Origin of the sequence: Pseudoxanthomonas sp. (assembly GCF_027498035.1) — a bacterium.
GTDB lineage: Bacteria > Pseudomonadota > Gammaproteobacteria > Xanthomonadales > Xanthomonadaceae > Pseudoxanthomonas_A.
The window spans coordinates 2322657-2343746 of the sequence record NZ_CP114978.1 but is presented as its reverse complement, the minus strand read 5'-3'; the positions used below and the strand labels follow the sequence as shown (position 1 = coordinate 2343746).

Sequence of the window (21090 nt, the reverse complement as noted above, 5' to 3'; positions counted from 1 at the left end):
CGAAAATGATCGAATCCAAGGATGGCGCCTTCGATGACGATGAGTGGGGCTGTACCCACGGCCTTGTGTCGGAATTGGCGGAAGAGCGAATCACAGCCTACAGGGTCACTATCCGGGACGTAGAAAAAGTAGCAGTTGAACTGGCGCGGACCGTAATGGATACCTCATGGATGGCCCATTTGGATGGCGGAACTCAGAGATCCTACCAAGCTACCGTTTCCAAAACTGCTCAGGAATTGGTCAAGATTTTCAATGGGATTGGCGGACCGGGTCACACGATCGCAGCAGATTTTGGCGAGGTGATGGTTTCCTTGGGCGCGGGCCGTGCGCTAAAGCAGGTCATGGGTCATTACCAAGTCCCACTAGCCGAGCTGTGGAAGCCCCAGGTTAAGCAGAACGAGGGCTTCGACTTTCATACCGTTTGCAAGAAGGATCTCATCAACTTCGGCGAAGCAAAGTTCTCTGCAAAATCGAGCCCTCATGGACTAGCTCTCAGGCAGATTAAATATTTCATTAGTGAAGAAAAGCATCTTAGGGACAGGGTTCACTTGATTAACGTCTGCTCGAAAAAATCGACAGATAACCTCGACCTAGACGATTTTGGAGTAATCGCTGCCTTCTCTTTGAATGGCGTGAACCCTTTGGCTATTCTTGGAAACGCTGTGGATTCGGCGACCGAGCTATTGGGTGAACACAAAATTTCCCATATCTACTTAGTGGGGGTGTCCCATGAAGCCTAGTGAGGTCGCTGCGGATTCCCGTGTTTCGGAGACGCTTCACAACTTGTTACGGGAGATCCACAAAGGCGGCCCCAGTTCGCAGGAGATATTGGAAAGAATCAGTCTTTATAAAGAAATGCACGCGAGCGACTTTGCTCAAATAGAGGAGCACATCGTCGCTTCAATGGGCTTGTTCTATAAGCTCAGCGAAGAGTCGAATTTGTATTCATTCCTTATGCGTAAGATGAGTGAGGCCAATAGAACGAAAGAAGGCGTTGTTCTAACCCCTGTCCAAGCCAGCGTCCGGAACGCCATCGAGGAAAATAGATACGTTTCGATCTCTGCACCGACTAGTGCTGGTAAGTCGTACTCTATCAGAGATTTCATCTCTTCATCCGAAGGTGACGCCGTCATAGTGGTTCCTTCGCGAGCGCTCATTGCTGAATACGTTGGGGAACTACGGCGACACTTCCGTGCAGAAAAGGGCGTTATGATAATGCCCTTCGTGGATAAGGTGTTTACTGCCAGGAAGCTAAGGCGAATATTTGTGCTTACGCCTGAGCGCGCGCGAGAGATATTTGACAGGGCGGAAGACCTTGATGTTCGAGTTTTCTTTTTCGATGAAGCTCAAGTATCTGATGAGGATGGACGTGGAATCGTCTTTGACGTCCTTGTACGCCGTGTGAGGACTAGATTTCCACGCGCCAAGCTGATCTTCGCTCACCCATTCGTCGAGAACCCCGAGGCCCAATTTAAGAAGCATAGGATTCCAGATGAATCTGCCTATGCGCGGAGCTACACACAAGGCGCCGTAGGCAAAGTCTTCGTATTTCGTCACGACAATTTGAAGGATTACTACTTCTCCCCGTTTGAGGCGGGTGGCCATTTGTTAACGAATTGCGTGGAATTCCCGGGGGGGTTTGCCAATTTCGCATTACAGCGCGGGAAGTCGGTCCTTGTTTACGTGACGAAAGGCTCTTTATACAGTGGTAAATTTTCGCAAGACTTTAGCGAGTACATCAAAAGTCTGCCGGAGGTGAGGGATCCGACGGCTGTACGAATAATCGAGAAGATCGAGACGCTTCTGGGGACTAACCAAGCGACACACAAGTCGGAGATGGTCCGGCTCCTAAAGAAAGGGGTCGTGATCCACCACGGATCAGTGCCCCTAGAGGTCAGGTTTCTCATTGAAGACTTTATTCGCGGCCACTTCGCGCGTGTCTGTTTTGCTACCAGTACCCTGGCACAGGGCATCAATATGCCGTTTGATGTTGTGTGGCTCAATAGCCTGCGATTGAACTCCGGAGACTCTTCTAATCGCTCCCTCGCTTTCAAAAATCTCATCGGAAGGGCCGGCCGTTTATCTGGAGCGAATGTCTTTGATTATGGCTATGTCTTTACGAAAGATGCGCGGGTGGTAAGTCAGAAAATTTCTGAAGAATTTTCGCTCAGTGAAACATCGGTCCTGGATGCTGGGGAAGATGAAGTTAACGAAGACGATTTCGAGCTAATCGAAGCTATACGGAACGAGCAGTTCGACGACGAACTGCACATGCCAAAAATTAGGTTGCAGCGACTGGAGAGCTCGGAGGTACAGGCCGCGATGGTCGTGGTCCTTGACCTGCTTTACGCGAATGGCTCGGGTGAAATTGGTAATATCCGGGGAAGGGAGGCGGCTCAGGATAGGTATAGGTTGAAAGCCGCATTCGAACTCATATATGAAGCCTATCTGGGGCGGAAGCTGAACGAAGGTGAGGTATCAATATTCGAGGAGGCAATGTTTGTGATGGTCCAAACATTTGCTGGGCGGACATTTCGCGAGATAGTCGGAATGCGATTTAGCAAAATTTCCCAACGAGACAATCGGAGCGAGATTTTTGCCGGATTCTCTCAAAGGGCGTCCGCACTTCCTGATTCAAACCTAACGTCCAGATTTTCACTTTTCCCTCTACTAACAAAGAGGCAGTCGGTCAGCTATGACGTGGTGGTGTTCGACACCTATGACTACCTAGATCAAGTCATTGCGTTCTGTCTCTCCGATACTTTCGCCGCCGCGGCGCGAATCTATCACCGAGCGACGGGAGACGAACGTGCGATCAGTTTTGTCGAGTTGATGAGATTTGGAACGAATGATGTGATGCATGTGCTTCTAATGCGCTACGGATTTCTGCCAGAGCATCTTGAGCGCCTTCGACCTTATATCCTTAGGATTTCTGAGACAGAAATCGAGTTCAAACCGACGGTTGACCGCGCTGATGCCGACATCAGAGAGATGGTGGAGTGGTACAGATAACTTCAGGGAAGTGCGAACATGCCAGCGAAGACGACGTTAATAAACGGAGTGGAGTTTCGACGTCAATTGGACGCAATAGATTTCTTCAAGGTGATGTTGGGGAGATACGGAATCGGAGAAGTTGTCAATGCAAGCGATGAGCCTTATCTAAGAGATCTCTTAACGCGTCACGTGGGCTACGAAGAGAAGATCGGCTGCGGCATTGACTACTTCAAGGTGGACCGTGATGGTTACGGTTGGCGTTGCTTCTGGATTGTTAGGTTGGATGGGAGCGAAGTCCACTTTAGTTATCGGCGCTGTCTAACGGGTCGATGGTGACGGTCGGACTATGAGTGACCGGGGGGGGGCGGCAAGATGGATCCGTCGCCCAAGCCATCACACCCGCAGGAAGCGTAATCAGACGAGATCAATTCCAATCGGCCTGCTAGCAGGTCAGGTGGAACTCTGAAGGGGGGCGGCGGAAGGGAAACCCCGCTATCAAGCGCCGGAGCGACAGCCCTCCCGTAAAAAAGGAGGGCTTTTTTGGTCAGGGTTCCAACAGATCCATGACACCCACGCCCAAGACCGCAGCTAGCCGCTTAGGATCATCGATGGAGATGTTGGTGGTGCAGCGCTCGAGTTGCGAGACGCACATCCGATGGAGCTCCGCGACATCGGCTAGTTGCTTCTGACTCGGTCCTTGGGCTTTGCACAGGTGGCGAATGGAGCTTCCTAGCTATTGGTCCCCGGAACTGAGCGCGCGCGAGGGGTGTCAGCGTTTGTGTTTACCCGGACGCTTGAAGTCTTTGATCAGCTGCGCCAGCTCGTCATCCTCGGCATAGAAATAGGCTACCGGCAGTTCGAGAACCTCGGCGATCCGTTGCAGCGTCTGCAGGTCGGGTTGGTGTACGCCTGCTTCGTAACGATTGACGCGCGTACTCGCAACAAACTCGTCTATCCCAGCTTGGATTCCCAATGTCTTTTGAGAGATTCCACGAGCTTCCCGCGCCTCACGGAGCCGGCGGCTGTAGGCGGGAAGCGACCTTTTATCGACCACGGTTGCATGTATTTCGGACTTCCATGCCTAGGAAGCTTCCGGATGCAACTGCGCTAGCGATACTACGATAAACGTAGTATCGGGTTGGTCCAATTGGCGTCGCGCGACGTATGGGGCTATGGCAGCGAAGTTCGCTCGCGGCGACGTCTACGAGCTTCGCTTCGTTTTCTTCTTCTTTTTCTTGATCTCGATCGGCCTTAGGCCGGGCTCGTCTCTGCGCCCGAAGTCCGAGATCAGCTGAGCGAGTTCATCATCTTCAGCATAGAAGTAGGCCAGCGGCTGCTCCAGGGCGCGTGCCAGCAATCTTTGCAGACCCAACTTGGGTTGGTGGATGCCGTTTTCGTAACGGCTGAGACGGCCGCTGGCGCCAGACACCTCGAGGCCGACCGCGACTCCCAAGCCTTCCAATGAGACGCCTCTACTCTCTCGCGCCTCGCGTAGGCGACGTCCGTAAATAGCAGCCTGCTGCTTATCAGTCATGTTCGCATACCCAGAAATCCGACTATGCGGAAGCATCCGGGCAGGCCCTTGACTCGAATACTACGTTTAACGTAGTGTCCATATAGTTACGTTTAACGTAGCTATATGCCTTTTTTCGCCGATTCCGAGCAGGAGAAAGTGAGCCGGAAGCGACGTTGGGTAGGAGGCAAATCGCTGCACCCAAAGCTGGCGGCGCGAGCTTTTACAGGCTGCTTCAAGGGTGCCGACCACCAACCGGAGACATTGCATGTGGAAAGACAAGGGGGTTGTAGTGGCCAATCCGGCCCGGGGGATGGACCACGCCTACGCGTTGGAATCTGCTGTGCGCGGCGGGGCATTCATGCCGCGAGGCGGTGGCAGAAGCGAAGTTCGGCCGAAAGCAGGCAGGGAAGATGCGTTCGGGACATGGCAGATCCCGCGGCACTGTTTCAGGCGTGCATTGGCGCGCAGCACCCTTGCAGCCGCGTTGGCTTCGCTGCTGCCGCTCTACAGCGCCACTGCGCAGGAAACGCAGGTGCAAGACGCGAGGGTTGCTGATCCGCCGGCGGAGGAGGGCAGGGCAGACGGAGATCCCACCCAGCTCGACACAGTCCAGGTCACCGGTACCCGCATCAAGGGCGGCAGCGTGCCTTCGCCGGTGATCACCATCGGTAGCGAGCGGATCAAGAAAGAAGGCTTTACCGATCTGGGTGAGGTGATCCGCAGCGTCCCGCAGAACTTCTCCGGCGGGCAGAACCCGGGCGTCATCGGGGCGGTGTCCGGGGTGGGCAATCAAGACATGACCGGGGGCTCTGCGTTGAACCTGCGCGGGCTAGGTGCCGATGCCTCGCTCACCCTGCTCAACGGCCGGCGCATGGCCTATGACGGCTTCTCACAGGCGGTGGACATCAGTGCTATCCCGGTGGAGGCGGTGGAACGCCTGGAGATCATTCCAGATGGTGCATCTGCGTTGTATGGCTCCGATGCGGTGGGTGGCGTAGCCAATGTCATCCTCAAGCGTGATTTCGATGGTGTGGCGTTCTCGGCACGTTATGGGGATTCATCCGGTGGCGGGTTGGCCACGCGCGACTACACGGCCACCGCGGGCACCACTTGGGCCAGTGGTGGATTGATGGCAAGTCTCCGCTGGGCCGATGTCGATGCCATCGACACGCAGCAGCGCCACTACACACGGCACCTGATGACGCCCTACAGCATCTATGGGGCTAGCGACACGCGCAGCGGCCTGCTGACTGCGCACCAATCGCTGGGGGAGGTCGCCGAACTGCGGATCGATGCGTTCCGGACGGTGCGTGACATGGACCGCTATGCCACGGTGCCGGGTGCTTCGTACTGGTATGCGCCGCGCACGGAAATCACAGTAGCTTCGCCCAGTCTTCAGGTCTTTCTGCCCGCCGACTGGTCGCTAACGTTTGGGGGGGCGTGGGGCAGGAACGAGCACATGGACCGTCGCTACCTGCTGTCGGCCGCAGGCAGCCCACTTGTCACGCGCACCTGCTACTGCAATGAGAGCCGATCCTATGAGCTTGGCGCGGAGGGGCCATTGTTCACGCTACCGGCAGGCGACGCGCGGTTGGCGGTAGGGGCAGGTGCCCGCCGGGATGAACTGCAGGTGGCTTCGCAGGTCACCGGATTGCGCTATGGCGGTGATGAGCGGGCCCGGTTTGCCTATGCCGAGTTGGGGCTGCCGGTGGTGTCGCCTTCGATGGGCGTGACCGGTATACGCAGGCTGGAGTTCAGTGCGGCAGTGCGGACCGAGGACTACGACAGCTTTGGTCAGGTCACCACGCCCAAGCTGGGCTTGCTATATGACCCCACCGCCGATGTCACGCTCAAGGCCTCGTGGGGCAGGTCGTTCAAGGCGCCCACGCTGCTGCAGCGCTATTCCAACAAGATCGTCTATCTGTGGAGTGCGCCTGCTGTGGGCGGGGCAGGGGGGCCGGCTGATGCGACGGTGCTGATGTCTTATGGCGGCAATGCGGACTTGCGGGCCGAGCGTGCGCGGACGTGGACAGCATCGGTGGCCTTCCATCCAGAGGTCCTGCCGGGGCTGGAGGCGGAGCTGACCTGGTTTGATGTGGATTACACCGGTCGGGTGGTGGAGCCGGTCAACTACATGCAGGCGTTGAGCAACCCGATCTATGCGGAATTTGTGGACCTGCAGCCAACGGCCGGGCAGATCGGTGCTTTGCTGGGTAACTACAACAGTGCCTTCTACAACTATGCCAATGCCGCCTATGACCCCGCCAATGTGGTCGCGATCATCCGCGACCAGTATGTCAACGCAGCGCGGCAGCGGATCCACGGCGCGGATCTGTCAGGCGCCTATCGGTTCGACCTGGGCAATGGCCGGCTGACGCTGCGTGGTGCCGCCAGCTGGCTGGACAGCGTGCAGCAGAACAGTGCGGGGCAGCCGGAGTTCGATCTGGCCGGCACCCTTTCCAACCCGGCGCGATTCAACGGTCGTATGGGGGCGGTGTGGACCGCCGGCGGGTTCAGTGCATCGGGCTTTGCCAATTACACCAGCGGGGTGACTTATCGTGCTGCGGCGTCCACGCAGGAAATGGCTTCGTTCACCACGGTCGATGGCACGTTGGGCTACGACTTTGGTGCGGCGTTCGGCGGTCTGTCACGTCTGTCGCTGGGGCTGTCGGTGCAGAACTTGTTCAACCGGGCGCCGCCGCTGTACACGCCGCCGGTGGCGACTTATGTGCCGTATGACGCAACGAACTACTCGGCGGTCGGACGCTTTGCCAGCGTCACGCTCTCCGGGCAGTGGTGAGGGCGCATGAAGCTTCCTTCCTGGATATCGCCTGCATTTTGGGCTCCTGTGCAATCCAGTGCGCCGCGCCTCGTGCCTTTGCTGATGGGGCTTGCCTCGGTGAGCCCGCTGATGGTGGCGGATGCCTCGGCCTCAACCGTGTCTCCGCGGCGACTGTTGGAGGTGACGGACCTGGGTAATCCCGTGATTTCGCCGGATGGCCGGTTGGTTGCCTTCCGGACCGAGGTGCCATCGATCGAGCGCAATACGGTGGACACCGCCTGGTACGTGCAGCAGCTTGATGGACGCGCTCAGCCGCTGCGCGTGGGTGACGGTGGGTTGCCGTTGCGCGAGTTGGTCAATGGTGTGGTGTTGCCTTCGCCCGCGGTGTGGTCGCCGGATGGAGGTTGGATCTACTACCGGGCTTTGGTCGATGGGCGCGTGTCGGTATGGCGGGCCGCCGCAGATGGTTCGGCGGCCCAGGAGGTTACGACTGATCCAGCGGATGTACGGACTTTCGAGCTTGCCGATGATGGCCGCATGCTCAGGTACAGCACCGGTGCGACGCGGGAACAGGTCGTGGCGGCCGAGATGACTGAGTATGACCGCGGCGTGCACATCGACAAGACGGTCAACATGGCAGCCGGAGTGTTTCGCTCCGGCAATGCCAATGGCCGCCCAGCGACGCAGCGCTTCACTGGTGGCTGGTTTGCCGCCGGCCCGTTGCTTGCCGGGGAGCCGGACCATTGGAAGGTAGTGGATCTGGACGGGATGGGTACGCGTGAGCTTCCAGCAGACCAGGTTCCACGCCGGCCGCTCGGTACGGGCGATTTGCACAAGAGCATGCCTGAGCCAACGAAGCTGGCCGTGAATCCGGATGGCCGGATTGCATTTTTGAACACCGGGGAGCGGCAGACGGGACAGCAGGTGAGCCGCTACCGGGAGTTGAGCATGCTGCCCGACCGGCATGCCAGACGTCCGCTTCGATGCGCGCATCTGCTCTGTTCCGGTCGTTACATCACCGATCTTCTCTGGCGACCAGGAAGTGATGAGGTGGTGTTTACCTCGACCAACTTCGAGAACGGACGCGCACAGGAGATCCATGCATGGAACGTTGCAACAGGAGCGGTCAGGCCTGTGGTGCTTTCAGAAGGGCTGGTCAGTGGCAGCCAGCGATACTGGGACATTCCTTGTGCGATCTCGGCCCATGCGCTGGTCTGTGTGGCGGCCGAGGCAGATCGGCCGCCGCGGTTGGAAGCCATTGATTTGGACAGTGGGCGGCGCCGGGTGCTCTACGCGCCCAACACGGCGCTGGAGTCGGACATCGCGGCAGTCGCGCCTGCTGAGTTCATGCGTTGGCGCGATGTGCAGGGCAGGGAATTCACCGGGTATTTCTTCCCTGCGCGCGGCGCGCCGATGGGTCGAGCGCCGCCCCTGTTTGTCACTTTCTACAGTTGCTATGGCTTCCTTCGCGGTGGCCTGGGGGAGGAATGGCCCCTGGTATCGCTGGCCGAGCAGGGCATCTCATCCCTGTGCATCAACGGAATGCCAGAGTTCCCAAACAACTTTGTTGAGCGCCACGATCCAGCCCGGACCGGGATCGAGGCGGTTATCGAACTTCTTGCGGGTGAGGGGCGGATCGATCCAAAGCGCGTCGGAATGGGGGGGCTCAGCTACGGCAGTGAAGTTACGCTGTGGACGTTGGCCAACTCTGACGTGGTACGGGCGGCTTCGGTCAGCAGCATTTCGTTGACGCCAAGCTATTACCTGTACAACAGCCTGAGTGACGAGACCCGTGCGAGGGTGAAGGAACTCTGGCAACTTGGCGCGCCGGAAGAAACGCCCGAGCAATGGGCGCTGATTTCACCGGTGCATCATCTGGACCGGATCCGCGCCCCGATCCTGTTTCAACAACCCGAGCAGGAATACCGCCTAGCACTGGACTATGTGCTGCCGCTGGTGCGCAGGAAGCAGGCGGACATGTATGTGTTCCCGGATGAGTTGCACATCAAGTATCAGCCTCGGCACAAGCTGGCGGTTTACGAGCGCAACGTGGACTGGTTCAGGTTCTGGCTGCAGGGATACGTGGATCCCGATCCGGAAAAGGCAAGCCAATACCACGTATGGAAGGAGATGAGGACTGAGCAGGACAGGCGTGCCGGGGCCGGCCCGAAGTCCGAGTCCTCATGAATTTTCCATGGCGTCGGCACATAAGCCGATCAGGGGCGGCCGCCTATCGTGGAAGAGAGGGGAGGACACCCGTCGATCAGATCTGGGGACGCTGCCGGTACACCCCAGCGTCTAGATCATCTGGCCTTGGACCCAGTTTTCGGCAGCGCACAACTCAAAGATCCGTGTAAACGTGATGTCTCGCGGCGATAGGTCCCTGTCGAAATACCGCTCCAAGGCATCGGGGTCGAGTAGCCCCTGGGCACGTAGCTCGCCGTCCATCAGGAATGCTCGCATGGCTTGCTTGTTGCGTGAGTAAACGGCGGCGAGATAGCCAGTATAGGAACCCTTGCTGCGGCGGTTCGCGATCGCTGCAGGCAGGACATCAGCGAATGCATTGCGTGCGATGGCGCGATCGCGGCCGCCGGAGATCCACATCCAGGATGGAACGGGCAAGCAAGCCTCCATCACCGGCTGCGACAGGAGCGGAAAGTAGAGGGGCTTTCCATTGTTGCGCGGTGTGGCCTCTCGAAACAGCTGCGTGCCGACAAGGTCTTGGATTTTTTCGTGATCGCCTGGCAGCGCGTTCTCCGGTGCTTGCAGCCATGGATGTAGGTCTGGTTGCTCCACCAAACAGTCGCGAGCGAGCAGCATGCGGTCCTGCTTCCATCCTCGCCTCGCACCTCGCCTAAGCTTTTTCAGCGTTAGTCGTCCGGCTTTCCAGAGTGTGCATTTGTGAAGCGAAGAAAGGTCGCGTATCGCGAGAAATCCAGCTTTGATGCCCCGCTCGAGGAATGCATCTGCTGCCGGCGCCGCCGTCTTGAGGTAGCAGAAGATGCTATCGCCACCACCGCCAGAGAAGAAGCTGTCGATGCCGTGCTGATGAGCCAGCGGATCCCACAGTTGATTGGAGGCGTCCTGAAGAATGCCCGTGCTGGGCCTGACGGACGCGGCGTGCACCGGAAATCGGAAACGCGCGCGCTCTGCTCCAATCTCAACAGGAAGGAGTGGCTGTCCCAGAGCATCTGTCACGGCTCTTGCATAAGCACTTTCATCCGTGCCACTCGCGGGCATCGTGATCGTGCAGAAAACGACTTCGCTTGCCAGATCGCGTAGGGACATCGAGACGATGGACGAGTCCAGGCCGCCAGAGAGTTCGACCATATGACGGCGCCCCAAAGAGGAGAACGAATTCACCACTCGGCTTACGGTTTTGCGGAGCTGTTGGGAAGCCACTTCGGCGTCCCTATGCCGGATTTCTGGCACGACGAATTGCCAAGGCGACCACGCAGTGCGGATCGAGCAAACCTCGTCTGCAATGTGAAGCTCGCAGCCTGGAGGCAGCTCATTGATCCGCTTCAGCGCGGTGCGAGCTGTTTTCATGAAGGGGAACTGCAAACTGTGCGCAACGGCTTCCCAATCAACATCCCTGCGATAGATCCCAAGTCCAACCGCCAGGCTGATATGCGAGGTGATGAAGCCCCTGCCAGACTCGAAGGCATAGACGCAGTCCACGGAGCCTGAGGGGTCTCGCATGACACGCAGCGAGTGACGGTCGAAAAGTAACGCCAGGTAATTGCCCCAAACGCGACGGAGAATCTCTGTAACAGTCGACTCTGGTGAGGCGTCCAGATCGATCCGATGGGGTATTCGCGTTCCATCGCGGTCAAAGACCGCGCCGAGCAGCAACCCTTGTCCGGGAATTTCCACAACTGGTGCAAGCGGATGCGTGAACAGGCGGCCTAGCTCGCACTTGAAACGGCACGACATTCCCTTTGCTTTGAGCTTCAAATCGAGGGAGTGGTCACCAGTGCCGCCCGAGGGAGCGCCGATGACGAACAGATATGGATATTCCATCAGACGACCCTGATAGGGGTATGTGCGTTGGCCGTGCCGAGCGTCTCGTTCAATAGAGCATCCCCGGACTGAACCCAGCAATGGGCCGAGAAAGGCTCAAGGGTGACGCCGAAAATGATGCTGGCTGGAAGCCCGCGCCGTGACAGAAAGTGCAGGAGAGATAACGAATCAAGCAGGCAGCGTGGCTCGATAGGAACATAGCGTCTGGCCTTCAAGAATTGCCTAGATGCTTGCACTGTCGACGCGTCCAACGGCGGCTGTAGGCGCCGTGGCTTCGAGTTCTTACGGCGATAAGCCACCTCGTTTTCGATGATTGGCCTGATTTTCTGATGCCTCAATTTCCAATGCATCCTCAGGACGACCAGCATTGTTTCGATGATATGTGAGGGTGCAAGTCCGTCATCTGTGGATGGATGATTCTCGAATGCGCTCCGACACGGTTTACTGATGGAAGGTAGAGAGGCTGGCGCGGTGTCGTGATCCTCAATGAGGATTCCAGAGGCGATCAGATCAGAGAGGTCGAAGGGAAGTGGTCCGCCGTTTTTCAAATAAGGGCGTAGAGAATTCTCGATTGAGCTCTCAAGACGGAAGTAGCGATCTTTCGCGAGGTCCAGGAAGACCATGTGTCCGCCGATCTCGCCGAATGTGATGTCCTGACTGAGGATGTACCTCATCGTTATCTCCGGTGCAGGGCGCGCACCAAGGTGCGCGCCCTGTGTTTCACTCTTCGGAAATTCCCGAGATCATCGGGCTGCCGGGGCTGATACCTTCACTTGAGCCCACGGCGCCCTGCGTTTCGACACTGGCCACACCGAGCACGATGACGCCCTGCTGCGGCGTGTTGGCCTTTGCGCTTTCGTTGTGCTTGTCCATCTCAGTCTCCTTCGGTGATGTCATGGCGATTCCATGACAACGGCAGCCTAGGGACGGAGATTTTGTGTTTTCAAAGGATTTTTGTTGTGTACTTGAAGAATTATCTGGGGGCGTGACGTGCGTCGTCTTCGCGCGCGTTGGGAGCTGGCCCCTGCGTGCTTGGGGGAGGTCTCAACAATTGCCGTCATCTCCGCGAAATCGGGGTCCAGTGGCTTCGAGTCATGGAAAGCAACGTCACTAGGTTCCCGCCTTCGCGAGGCTTTCAACAGCCGAATGGCTGGTAATGACGAGCAAAAGCAGGGTTGTTGAGACCCTCGTTAGGGCAGCTGTTTGCTGCGCTCGGTCAGCAGCGCCACGATGCAGGGCACCAGCTGTTTCCGGCGTTCGTGATAAGCGTGCAGTGCGGCGTTGAGGCGGGTGGTGTCGTGCGCCTGCCAGAGCCGTGTCAGCTCGGCCAGTTCTTCGGCTGCGTGATCGATCAGGTCCTGCTTGGCGCGGCGGATCGGTGCCAGGCGGTCGTTGGCCCGCTTGACGGCACGATGCAATGACCAGCGGCCGGTATCGCGTGCGATGGCGTTGAACAGCTTCCAGGTCTGCTTGGGCAGGTCGTCCTCGGTTGATGGCGGGGGTGACTGCCGGGCCGGGGACCTCGGGTTGCCCAGTTCGCTGGCCATCACCAGCAGCCGCTCCATCCAGTCGTACAGGTCACGCATGCCCATTTCGGTAGGAAGGGGGACCTGGAAGCCGTGCCGGGCGTGGTCGTGGATCATGCCTTCGCCCACCAGGCGATACAGCGCGAACCGCACAGGTGTAAGACTGGTGTTGAATTCCGCCGCGAGCGTGGCTGGGTCGATCCGTTGCCCGGGCGCATAACGACCGGACTGCAGGCCTCGCCTGACCTGTCCGTGCAAGAACGTGCTCTTGGAGTGAATCGCACCCATTGCGGGACTCCATGTCTGCCTGTTGCGATCTGCCCTGAATTGAATATTACAAATTGAAGACAGTTCGACCAGTCCCCTGTTCGGAAGCAGATCCTTTCTGCTCGAGGTATCCGCTGATGCTGCAGGCAGTACAGTCCCGCTCAGTGACGCCGGTTTCATGGCGTGCAGTCGGTTCTCGGGGCCGATGTGCTGGCCTGCCCCCGTTCGCGCGGGGTTCTTTCTTGCAGGGAATATGCCGATGGCGACATGCTATCGCCACCTTTTTCCTTCCTGATGCGGTCGAGATGAGCGAAGAACTCCTGGGTGCGGGCAGCGACAGTGACGTGTACAAAACCCTGCTCGAATCGACCAAGGCGATCCCGTGGCGGATCGACTGGCAGAGCATGACCTTCAGCTACATCGGCCCGCAGATCGAGAAGCTGCTGGGCTGGTCGCAGGACAGTTGGGTGGGCATCAATGACTGGGTCGAGCGCATGCACCCGGATGACCGCGACTACGTGGTCAACTTCTGCGTGTCGCAGTCCAAGGCGGGTGTCGATCACGAGGCCGACTATCGGGCGCTGACCAAGGATGGCGAGTACGTCTGGATCCGCGACGTGGTGCATGTGGTGCGCAAGGATGGCGAGGTCGAGGCGCTGGTCGGTTTCATGTTCGACATCAGCGAGCGCAAGAAGACCGAGGACCACCTGATCCGCCTGCAAAAGCAGCTGGAAGAGCTGTCCTACCAGGATGGCCTGACCGGCATTGCCAACCGACGCATGTTCGATACGGTGCTGGCGCATGAGTGGGCCGCTGCCCAGCAGGGCGGCACGCCGCTGTCATTGATTATTCTAGATATCGATTACTTCAAGCAGTACAACGATCACTACGGCCACATCAAGGGCGACGAGGCACTGCGCATCGTCGCCAAGGCCTTGGCGCAGGCGACCAACAACCCGCGGGATTTCGTGGCCCGCATTGGCGGCGAAGAGTTCATCTGGCTGCTGCCGGACACGCCCGCCGACAAGGCCCGTCAGGTTGCGGAAAAATGCATGCAGCTGGTGCGCCAGCTGCAGATTGCTCATGAGCGTTCCGAGGTTGCACCGCTGCTGACCTTGAGCCTGGGCGTCGGCACCGCCACGCCCGGCGCAGACGCGGTGGCGTTATCCCTGATCGAAGACGTCGATGCGCTGTTGTACCGGGCCAAGCGCCACGGCCGCATGCGCGCGGAGTATGGGGAGTTCTAAGCAGAACCGGGGTCAGAGTGCACTTTCTTCTTGAGGCGGGCTGTTCTTCGGCGGCCTGCCGGGCCTGGGGGCGGGCCCGGCGCGACGGCCTAGCTGACGTTCGATCGCCGCACGGAAGCGGTCATTGCCCAGTGCGTGTTGGCGCTGCAAGTTGAGACGGATGGTGGCGGTTTCCTGCGGGTCGATGGCGCCCAGGACGAAGCGCCGATACAGCGCCGGGCGGAGGTCTGCAACCGCAATGGTCGAGTAACACGCGTGCGGATGGACCAACGCATCGGCCCGACCGAGTCCATTGCAGGGATGGCTGGACCACGGGTAGTCCGCGGGATCGGCAACCATGCCGGCGCGTACCGGGTTCAGTTCGATGTAGCGGTAGCAGCGCAGCAGGTAGGTTTCATCCTGCACCAGGCACGACTTGTAGCGGCCTTCCCACAGGGTGCCGGTCCGCCGGTAGTGGTCGTTGATGTAGCGCACGTAGCGACGGCCGAGCGACTGCATCAGTGTCGATGCCGTGCCGGCGACCCGGCAGGTCAACAGCAGGTGTACGTGGTTGGTCATCAGGACATAGGCATGCACGGCAATGTCGAGCTTCAGCGATAGCTCGCGCAGGTCCTGCAGGTAGCGCATCCGGTCAGCGTCGGCGAAGAAGCACGGTTGCCGGTCATTGCCCCGCTGCACGATGTGCTGGGCGATACCGGGAAGATCCAATCGGGACTGGCGTGGCATGCGTGGTCCTTCGCTCTGCGGTGCCATCAGCGTGACGTGTCGCGGGCGCTTCCACGATCGGGCGACTGCCCGGGCCAGGGTAGGGAAAGTGCACTCTGACCCCGGTTTTGCTTGGGTCTGGCCCGGATGTTGCTATGCTTTGAGGCTGACTGGCGTCCGCCAGCCGTGGGGTATGGGGTATGGCCTGCGATCTAACAATGCCGGAAATGGCCGGCGTCGCCGTCACTGGTGCCCGCAGGTTGGAACATGCGGTGCTGTCGGCCGATGAATTGGCGTTGTTCTCAAGCTTCGGCCGCGAGCGCGTGTTCGGGCCAGGCGAGCTGGTGTTCGGGCGCGGCCAGATCATGACCCAGATGTACGTGTGCCTGGAAGGCGAGGTCGACCTGGATTTCGGTCGCGACCTGATCGTCAAGCGGATCGGGCCGGGGGAGTTCTTCGGCGAGCTTGGGCTGCTGATCGGCGACCACGCGCGCAGTGCCGATGCGCGGGCCGTGGATGCCTGCCGCCTGATCGAGCTGGACCATGACGATTTCGAGCGTCTGGTCAAACAGGACCCCGTGCTGGTCGCGCACTTCCTGCGCGGCGCCATCGTCCGAGTGGTCCACAGCGAGCAATCGCTGATCCACCAGCTGCGCCGTCGCAACCATGAGCTGGAACTGGCGCTGGAGAACCTGGACACGACCTCGCGCCTGCTTGACCAGTCCGAGGTATTGGCAGGGACCGACGAACTGACCGGGCTCCACAATCGCCGCGGCCTGGCCTCGTACCTGCAGGCGTGCCGCCACAGCGGCGATCGCCCCGGGCTGGGACTGTTGTTGATCGACTGCGACCAGTTCAAGCGGGTCAATGACCGCTACGGCCATGTCGCCGGCGATCATGTGCTGCAGAACGTCGCCGCGGCCGTGCGCGCGCAGATGGGTGCGGCGGACTTCGCCTGCAGGCTGGGCGGCGACGAGTTCTGTGTGCTGGTCCATGCGGACGGTCCCGCCGAACTGGGGCGGTTCGCCGAGGATCTTCTCGGGCGGGTGCGGATCGAGCTGGCCCGGACCGGCGACATTCCGCACATCTGCCCGGTCAGCATCGGCATGAGCCTGCTCGATGCCGACGGTAGCTGGAGCGACTGGTACGCGCGCGCCGACCATGCGCTCTACGAAGCCAAGCGTCAGGGAGGCAATCGCCTGCATGGCGGAGATCCTTCCCCGTCCGCTTCGGCCTGAATGCCTGGCGGGTGGATTCAGCGATGAGTGGCACAGACCCGCGGCAACTGGATGCTCCGCAACTGCGGGCCTTGGTGATGACCGACCTGTGCGGTTACACCGCGCTGGTCGAGAAGCTCGGTGACGCGGCCGCTGCAGACGTGCTCCGTGAGCACGATCGTCTGGTGCTTGGCCTGCAGCGGCGCTGGCACGGGCAGCTGATCGATCGCTCGGATGGTTTGCTGCTGCTGTTCGAGCGCCCTGTCGATGGACTGGGCTTCGCGCTGGACTTCACGCGCGGCCTCCAGGAGCTGGCACCGGCGCTCAAGCTGGATTTGAAGGCTCGCGTTGGCCTGCACGTGGGAGAGGTGCTGACCTGGCGCAATGAACAGGACGCGATCAGTGTCGGTGCCAAGCCACTGGAGGTCGAAGGCTTGGCCAAGCCCATCGCGGCGCGGCTGATGGCGTTGGCGCGCCCTGGTCAGATCCTGCTGTCGGCGGTGGCCGAGTCGCTGACCCGGCGCGGCGCCGGCGCGCATGGCAAGGAGTTGCAGTGGAAGTCCCATGGCTTCTGGCATTTCAAGGGCGTGGCCAAGGCGCAGGAGGTGTTCGAGGTCGGCGAGCCAGGCCTGATGCCGTCGCGCAGGCCGCCAGGGTCGGCCAAGGCCAGGCGCGTCCTGCCATTCTGGCGCCGGTCCGGCTGGCTGGTTGCAGAAGGGGCGTTGGTCCTGTTGATCGCCATGACCGGGTGGCTGATGACGCGGCCGACGCTTGCCTTCGCCGAGCGTGACTGGGTGGTGGTGGCGGACCTGCAGAACCGGACCGGCGATGGATTGCTGGATGATTCGTTGATGCAGGCGTTCCTGGTTGCGCTTCAGCAGTCCCGCTACGTCAACGTGGTCTCACCGCTCAAAGTCCATGAGATCGTTCAGCGGATGCGGCTGGACCCCGCTCGCCAGGTCGACCGCAAACTCGCCGGTGAAATCGCAGTGCGCCAGGGCGCGCAGGTGGTCCTGGTGCCCGTCGTGTCCGAGATCGGCGACCGGGTGCAGGTTGCGGTGGAGGTTGTCGATCCGGCCAGCGGCGCGACCTTGCTGACGGTCTCCAAGGAAGGCGTCGGTATTGGTTCGGTGCTGCCCTCGGTTGATGCAGCGATCGCCAGCCTGCGTGACGGCCTGGGCGAGACACTGGAGTCGATCCGCCGCGACTCCACGCCGCTTCCCCAGGTGACGACGTCCAGCCTGGAGGCGCTCAAAGCGTATGCGCTGGGGCAGAAGGCGCGGGCCACGCGCCAGTGCCGCCCCGCCCTGGCCTACTACAAACAAGCCGTCGAACTTGATCCCAAGTTTGCCCTGGCTCATGTGGGCATGGCCTTCTGCTACGAGATCTTCGTCGAAACCGCCCATGCCCAGTCCGAGCTGGACGCCGCCATGGGGTTGCAGACGCATCTGCCCAAACGCGAGCAGCTGTATGTGCAGTCCTGGAAGAGCCGCTTCGATGGCGATTCGCAGACGGCCACCGAACGCCTGCGCGTGCTGATCCACCTCTTTCCGGATGATTACGAAGCGCTCAGCCAGTACGTCTGGCTGACCCTGTCCCAGGCGGACTACGTGGAAGCGGAGAAGTCCGCCCGGCAATCGCTGAATGAGCACAACCCCGAGCGTGGCGACATCCTGTCCTACCTCGGTCGTGCGCAGCTTGCGCTGGGCAGGCTAGATGCCGCGCTCAAATCCTTCCAGGAGTCCGAGCAGATCCGGGGCAGTGGCGCGGGAAGTCAGAGCGCCCTGGTCGCTGCCGCCAGTGGCGACGACCAGCGCGCGCTCAGGGAACTGAGCGAGGCCACGTCCGGGCGGGTGGTGACCAGCTCGCAGGCGGTGGCCATGATCAACCTGGCGGTACAGCGGCAGTGCGCGCAGTGCGCGGAAAAGATCATCGAGGATCGACTGGCCGACTACGCACAGGACCCGGACAGCTTCATACCGCGGTTGTACCGCTTCATGCGGCTTTCGGTGCGTGGGTCGGTCGGAAATCAGTCCGACGCGGCTGCGCTGCAGCACTACATCGCCCAGGCCCGGCGGGACGTGACCGACGGGCTGCCGGGCGACCGCGAAGACAACGTGTACCTGCTCCTGGCGGCCTATTACCTGTTGCAGCGCTCGCATCCACAGCAGGCCAGCCAGGTATTGATGGACCAGGTCGTCGCGTTGGGCACGCGCTCGAAAAACGCGACGGTGGCGGCCCTGGTCAACGTGGTCAGGGCCCAGCAGATGCTGATCGAGCAGCGGCCCGACCAGGCGCTGGCGTTGTTGGATCACTGGGGCGATCAGCCCAACCTGTTGCAGGCCGACGTGGTTCGCCACGCGGCCTATCTGGCGACAGGACGTTCCCAGGATGCCCTGGCGACGGAACGCAAGCTTGCCGCGGCCTTGCCATTGGCCTATGGCGAGGTTGCCGGGTCCTTTGCGCTACAGCCCCTCAACGTGGCCGATGTCATGGCCATGCGCGGGGAAGCTGTCCCGCGCTGAGTCGGGATCAGTGCGCGGCCAGCGCCGCCTGCACCTTGCCGGATTCGAAGACCGGCGTTCCCTGCATATGGACCGGCCCGGAAAAATAGCGCAGGAACTGCTCGCGCGCTTCGGCCAGTTCCGCCTTGGATGCAAGCACGTCAACGCAGCTGCATGGCGGCGGTTCCAGGCCGTAGTCGATGCCGATGCCATGCAGCGCGGCGGCCGGATCGGTGGCGAACTGCGCGCGGAAAGCGTCATCGCCACACAGCAGGTCGAGCAGTTGGATCGCCTGGTCGCGTGTCAGTTTGGGTGCATCGGCATTCATGGTGGTGCTTCTCGATGGGAGGTGGGAATGGCTCGGGTCAATGCAGGCGGGGAGCGTGTCTCAGTCGGTTCGATCCTGACCCTGCTCGCCGGGTGACAAAGCCTGCCACAGCACGGCAGCCGGATCGAACTCGGTCGTGGTCATCAGGCCGGACCGCCAGCCAAAGCCACAGACGGCGAGCGGGCTGTCCGCAAGCGGATGCAGATCCAGGGCCTGCTCGATGTCGATTTCATTGATCGCGGCGGTCACGAACGCGCCCAGGCCTGCCTGGGTGGCCGCCAGGTACAGCAGCTGCGAAAGATGCCCTGCGTCCAGGATCGCGACGCGATACGCCTTGGCATGACGGCGGTACTTCCAGAAGCTCCTGGGGAAATTCGCCACCAGCATGACCAACACATGCGCATCGGCAAACCAATGCTGTTGCGATAGCGCCTGCAAGGCGAACGCTTGCAGCCCTGCCGGTGGCTCGGGCAGTGGCTGGAGTGCGTGTTCCAGCGGCGCGTAGCGATACAGCCCAGGTGCGACGCCGTCCACGTGGCGCACCAGTAGATACGCGTCGATCGGATGCAGCCCGCCGCCGGAGGGTACGTTGCGCTTGAGCAGCATCGGTCCGTTGGCGACCTGGACATGGCCATGCGCCGCGAAGGTCCGTTGCAGCATCTGCCCGAGCAGCAGCGCGGGAAGCGCCCTGGATGTGTCGAAATTACGGCACGTCGTGCGCTGTGCGAGCAGCTGGTCGAAGCGGTCGGGCGGGACGTCCGGCATCGGCTGCAGGGTTGTGCTGTCGAACGGCGCCGGCTGAGGGGCCGGCCCGTGGCGCGCCACCATGGCCGTCATGTCCAGCACCTCTGCCTGCACCGCAGCGTGGGTGCTGTCCACGCCTTGCCAGCGGCCCATGCGGTGCATCACGGCCGCGAGCGGCCACCACCAGTGCTCGGCCAGCGTATCGCCATGGTCCTGGGCGTCCGGTTCGGCATACCTGACCAGGGAATGGGCCAGCAGTCCCTGCAGCGCCTGTTCCAAGGTGTCTTCCTGGATTTCCAGGGCCATGCCCTCGACGGTCAGTGCCGACAGCAGGCGCCACTGGTCCGGTGAGAGCGCCACGGGCGCGTCGAGATGCGGCGCCAATGCGCGCCAGTAACGCAGGACGCCCACACCGGTTTTGCCGCTCAGCAAAGCGCCCAGATCGAGGTTGGGTTCCTCATGCCATTGAAGGTGCAGCCCTTCGCAACAGCGCAGGTTTACCAGGGCGGTCTTGCGGGTATCCGGAAGACCCTGGGCGGTGGCTGCGATGGCGGGCTGCGTGGGCATGGCGACATGGCCGGGCGTGCGAAGGGGATGGGGGCATGATGCCAGTGCGCTCGCAGCCCTGGCTCCAGGTGCGCGCCTGCATTGGAACGCACGAGGTGAGGTTCACTGCTCGCTGGGCATGGTCAGCTTGCGCGGTCGATGTGCCAGCCTGATGCCGGCGAAGTGTTGGGTCCTGGCTTCGACCATGGCCTGGAGGGCGCTGATGCCCAGGCCTCTTGTTATCGCAGGGTTGCGTGGATGGCCGACTCAGCGGCGACGCTTCAGCAGCCCGCTAGAGCAACGCATCGCGCTTGGCGAAGATGCCCGCCATTTCCGCCGCGTTTTCTGTTCCCCAGGTGCACAGCGGAACGATCGCCTCGGCCAGGCTGCGGCCGAGCGGAGTCAGTGCGTAGTCCACGCGCGGCGGCACTTCCTGGTAGTCGGTTCGTGCCAGCACGCGATCGGCTTCCAGATCCTTCAATTGCTGGATCAGCACCTTGTCGCTGACGCCCGGGATCAGGCGCTTGAGCTCGCCGTAGCGCTTTGGGCCGTCGCGCAGGAAAAACAGGATCAGTGGCTTCCACTTGCCCGAGATGATGCGGAGCGTCGCGTTGAGCCCGCAGCCGGTATCGCAGATGTCAGGAGGCGTCTTCATCTTTGGGTACTTACCAAAAAGTGCATTCTTGTCGAA

At 60.7% G+C, this 21090-nt stretch carries 18 protein-coding genes; 7 read left to right on the top strand and 11 right to left on the bottom strand.

Annotated features, from left to right (window positions below):
- Nucleotides 1-5: 5 nt before the first annotated feature.
- A complete protein-coding gene (locus O8I58_RS10140) occupies nucleotides 6-740 on the top strand; it encodes a hypothetical protein (protein WP_298315232.1) in 735 nt (244 codons plus the stop codon).
- The gene (locus O8I58_RS10135) at nucleotides 730-3012 is read left to right on the top strand and encodes a DEAD/DEAH box helicase (RefSeq protein ID WP_298315229.1); all 2283 of its coding nucleotides are present in this window, start codon (nucleotides 730-732) and stop codon (nucleotides 3010-3012) included. The genes O8I58_RS10140 and O8I58_RS10135 overlap by 11 nt, the downstream gene beginning before the upstream one ends.
- Before the next feature lie 526 nt (nucleotides 3013-3538).
- On the opposite strand, the gene O8I58_RS10130 is transcribed toward O8I58_RS10135, so the two are convergent.
- From O8I58_RS10130 to O8I58_RS10120, 3 genes are all read right to left on the bottom strand, one after another.
- Entirely contained in the window at nucleotides 3539-3706 is a 168-nt protein-coding gene (locus O8I58_RS10130; RefSeq protein WP_298322886.1) for a helix-turn-helix domain-containing protein, read from the bottom strand.
- A 57-nt stretch (nucleotides 3707-3763) separates the two neighbouring features.
- Entirely contained in the window at nucleotides 3764-4048 is a 285-nt protein-coding gene (locus O8I58_RS10125; RefSeq protein WP_298315227.1) for a helix-turn-helix domain-containing protein, read from the bottom strand.
- Between the two features lie 147 nt (nucleotides 4049-4195).
- A complete protein-coding gene (locus tag O8I58_RS10120) occupies nucleotides 4196-4528 on the bottom strand; it encodes a helix-turn-helix domain-containing protein (protein WP_298315225.1) in 333 nt (110 codons plus the stop codon).
- A gap of 247 nt (nucleotides 4529-4775) precedes the next feature.
- Here O8I58_RS10120 and O8I58_RS10115 point away from each other — a divergent pair, with 247 nt between their 5' ends.
- Complete coding sequence (locus tag O8I58_RS10115; RefSeq protein WP_298315223.1) at nucleotides 4776-7310, top strand: TonB-dependent receptor plug domain-containing protein; 2535 nt, start codon at nucleotides 4776-4778, stop codon at nucleotides 7308-7310.
- Nucleotides 7311-7316: 6 nt separating this feature from the next.
- Entirely contained in the window at nucleotides 7317-9479 is a 2163-nt protein-coding gene (locus tag O8I58_RS10110) for an Atxe2 family lasso peptide isopeptidase (protein ID WP_298315221.1), read from the top strand.
- 111 nt (nucleotides 9480-9590) lie between these two features.
- On the opposite strand, the gene O8I58_RS10105 is transcribed toward O8I58_RS10110, so the two are convergent.
- From O8I58_RS10105 to O8I58_RS10090, 4 genes are all read right to left on the bottom strand, one after another.
- Nucleotides 9591-11315: an asparagine synthase-related protein gene (locus O8I58_RS10105; protein ID WP_298315219.1), complete on the bottom strand. Its 1725-nt coding sequence runs from the start codon at nucleotides 11313-11315 to the stop codon at nucleotides 9591-9593.
- Nucleotides 11315-11989: a lasso peptide biosynthesis B2 protein gene (locus tag O8I58_RS10100; RefSeq protein ID WP_298315217.1), complete on the bottom strand. Its 675-nt coding sequence runs from the start codon at nucleotides 11987-11989 to the stop codon at nucleotides 11315-11317. The genes O8I58_RS10105 and O8I58_RS10100 overlap by 1 nt, the downstream gene beginning before the upstream one ends.
- 46 nt (nucleotides 11990-12035) lie before the next feature.
- Entirely contained in the window at nucleotides 12036-12188 is a 153-nt protein-coding gene (locus O8I58_RS10095; protein WP_298315216.1) for a benenodin family lasso peptide, read from the bottom strand.
- A gap of 317 nt (nucleotides 12189-12505) precedes the next feature.
- Nucleotides 12506-13129, bottom strand: coding sequence for a GntR family transcriptional regulator (locus O8I58_RS10090; RefSeq protein WP_298315214.1), 624 nt, complete (start codon nucleotides 13127-13129; stop codon nucleotides 12506-12508).
- A gap of 284 nt (nucleotides 13130-13413) precedes the next feature.
- On the opposite strand from O8I58_RS10090, the gene O8I58_RS10085 reads away from it, so the two are divergent.
- A complete protein-coding gene (locus O8I58_RS10085; protein WP_298315211.1) occupies nucleotides 13414-14355 on the top strand; it encodes a diguanylate cyclase in 942 nt (313 codons plus the stop codon).
- Nucleotides 14356-14367: 12 nt separating this feature from the next.
- Here the strand turns inward: O8I58_RS10085 and O8I58_RS10080 are convergent, their stop codons facing one another.
- A complete protein-coding gene (locus O8I58_RS10080) occupies nucleotides 14368-15081 on the bottom strand; it encodes a transposase (RefSeq protein WP_298315209.1) in 714 nt (237 codons plus the stop codon).
- A gap of 206 nt (nucleotides 15082-15287) precedes the next feature.
- On the opposite strand from O8I58_RS10080, the gene O8I58_RS10075 reads away from it, so the two are divergent.
- A complete protein-coding gene (locus O8I58_RS10075) occupies nucleotides 15288-16298 on the top strand; it encodes a GGDEF domain-containing protein (RefSeq protein ID WP_298315207.1) in 1011 nt (336 codons plus the stop codon).
- A 23-nt stretch (nucleotides 16299-16321) separates the two neighbouring features.
- The gene (locus tag O8I58_RS10070) at nucleotides 16322-18802 is read left to right on the top strand and encodes a putative peptide modification system cyclase (protein ID WP_298315205.1); all 2481 of its coding nucleotides are present in this window, start codon (nucleotides 16322-16324) and stop codon (nucleotides 18800-18802) included.
- A gap of 7 nt (nucleotides 18803-18809) precedes the next feature.
- On the opposite strand, the gene O8I58_RS10065 is transcribed toward O8I58_RS10070, so the two are convergent.
- The 3 genes from O8I58_RS10065 to O8I58_RS10055 all read right to left on the bottom strand — a co-directional run bounded on the left by O8I58_RS10065 (nucleotide 18810) and on the right by O8I58_RS10055 (nucleotide 21054).
- On the bottom strand, nucleotides 18810-19109 hold the full coding sequence (locus O8I58_RS10065) for an NHLP-related RiPP peptide (RefSeq protein ID WP_298315203.1): 300 nt from the start codon (nucleotides 19107-19109) through the stop codon (nucleotides 18810-18812).
- Between the two features lie 60 nt (nucleotides 19110-19169).
- Complete coding sequence (locus O8I58_RS10060; protein ID WP_298315200.1) at nucleotides 19170-20420, bottom strand: putative peptide maturation dehydrogenase; 1251 nt, start codon at nucleotides 20418-20420, stop codon at nucleotides 19170-19172.
- A 271-nt stretch (nucleotides 20421-20691) separates the two neighbouring features.
- Nucleotides 20692-21054 carry a winged helix-turn-helix transcriptional regulator gene (locus O8I58_RS10055; protein ID WP_298315198.1) on the bottom strand — a complete coding sequence of 121 codons (363 nt, stop codon included), beginning with the start codon at nucleotides 21052-21054 and terminating at the stop codon, nucleotides 20692-20694.
- Nucleotides 21055-21090 lie beyond the last annotated feature (36 nt).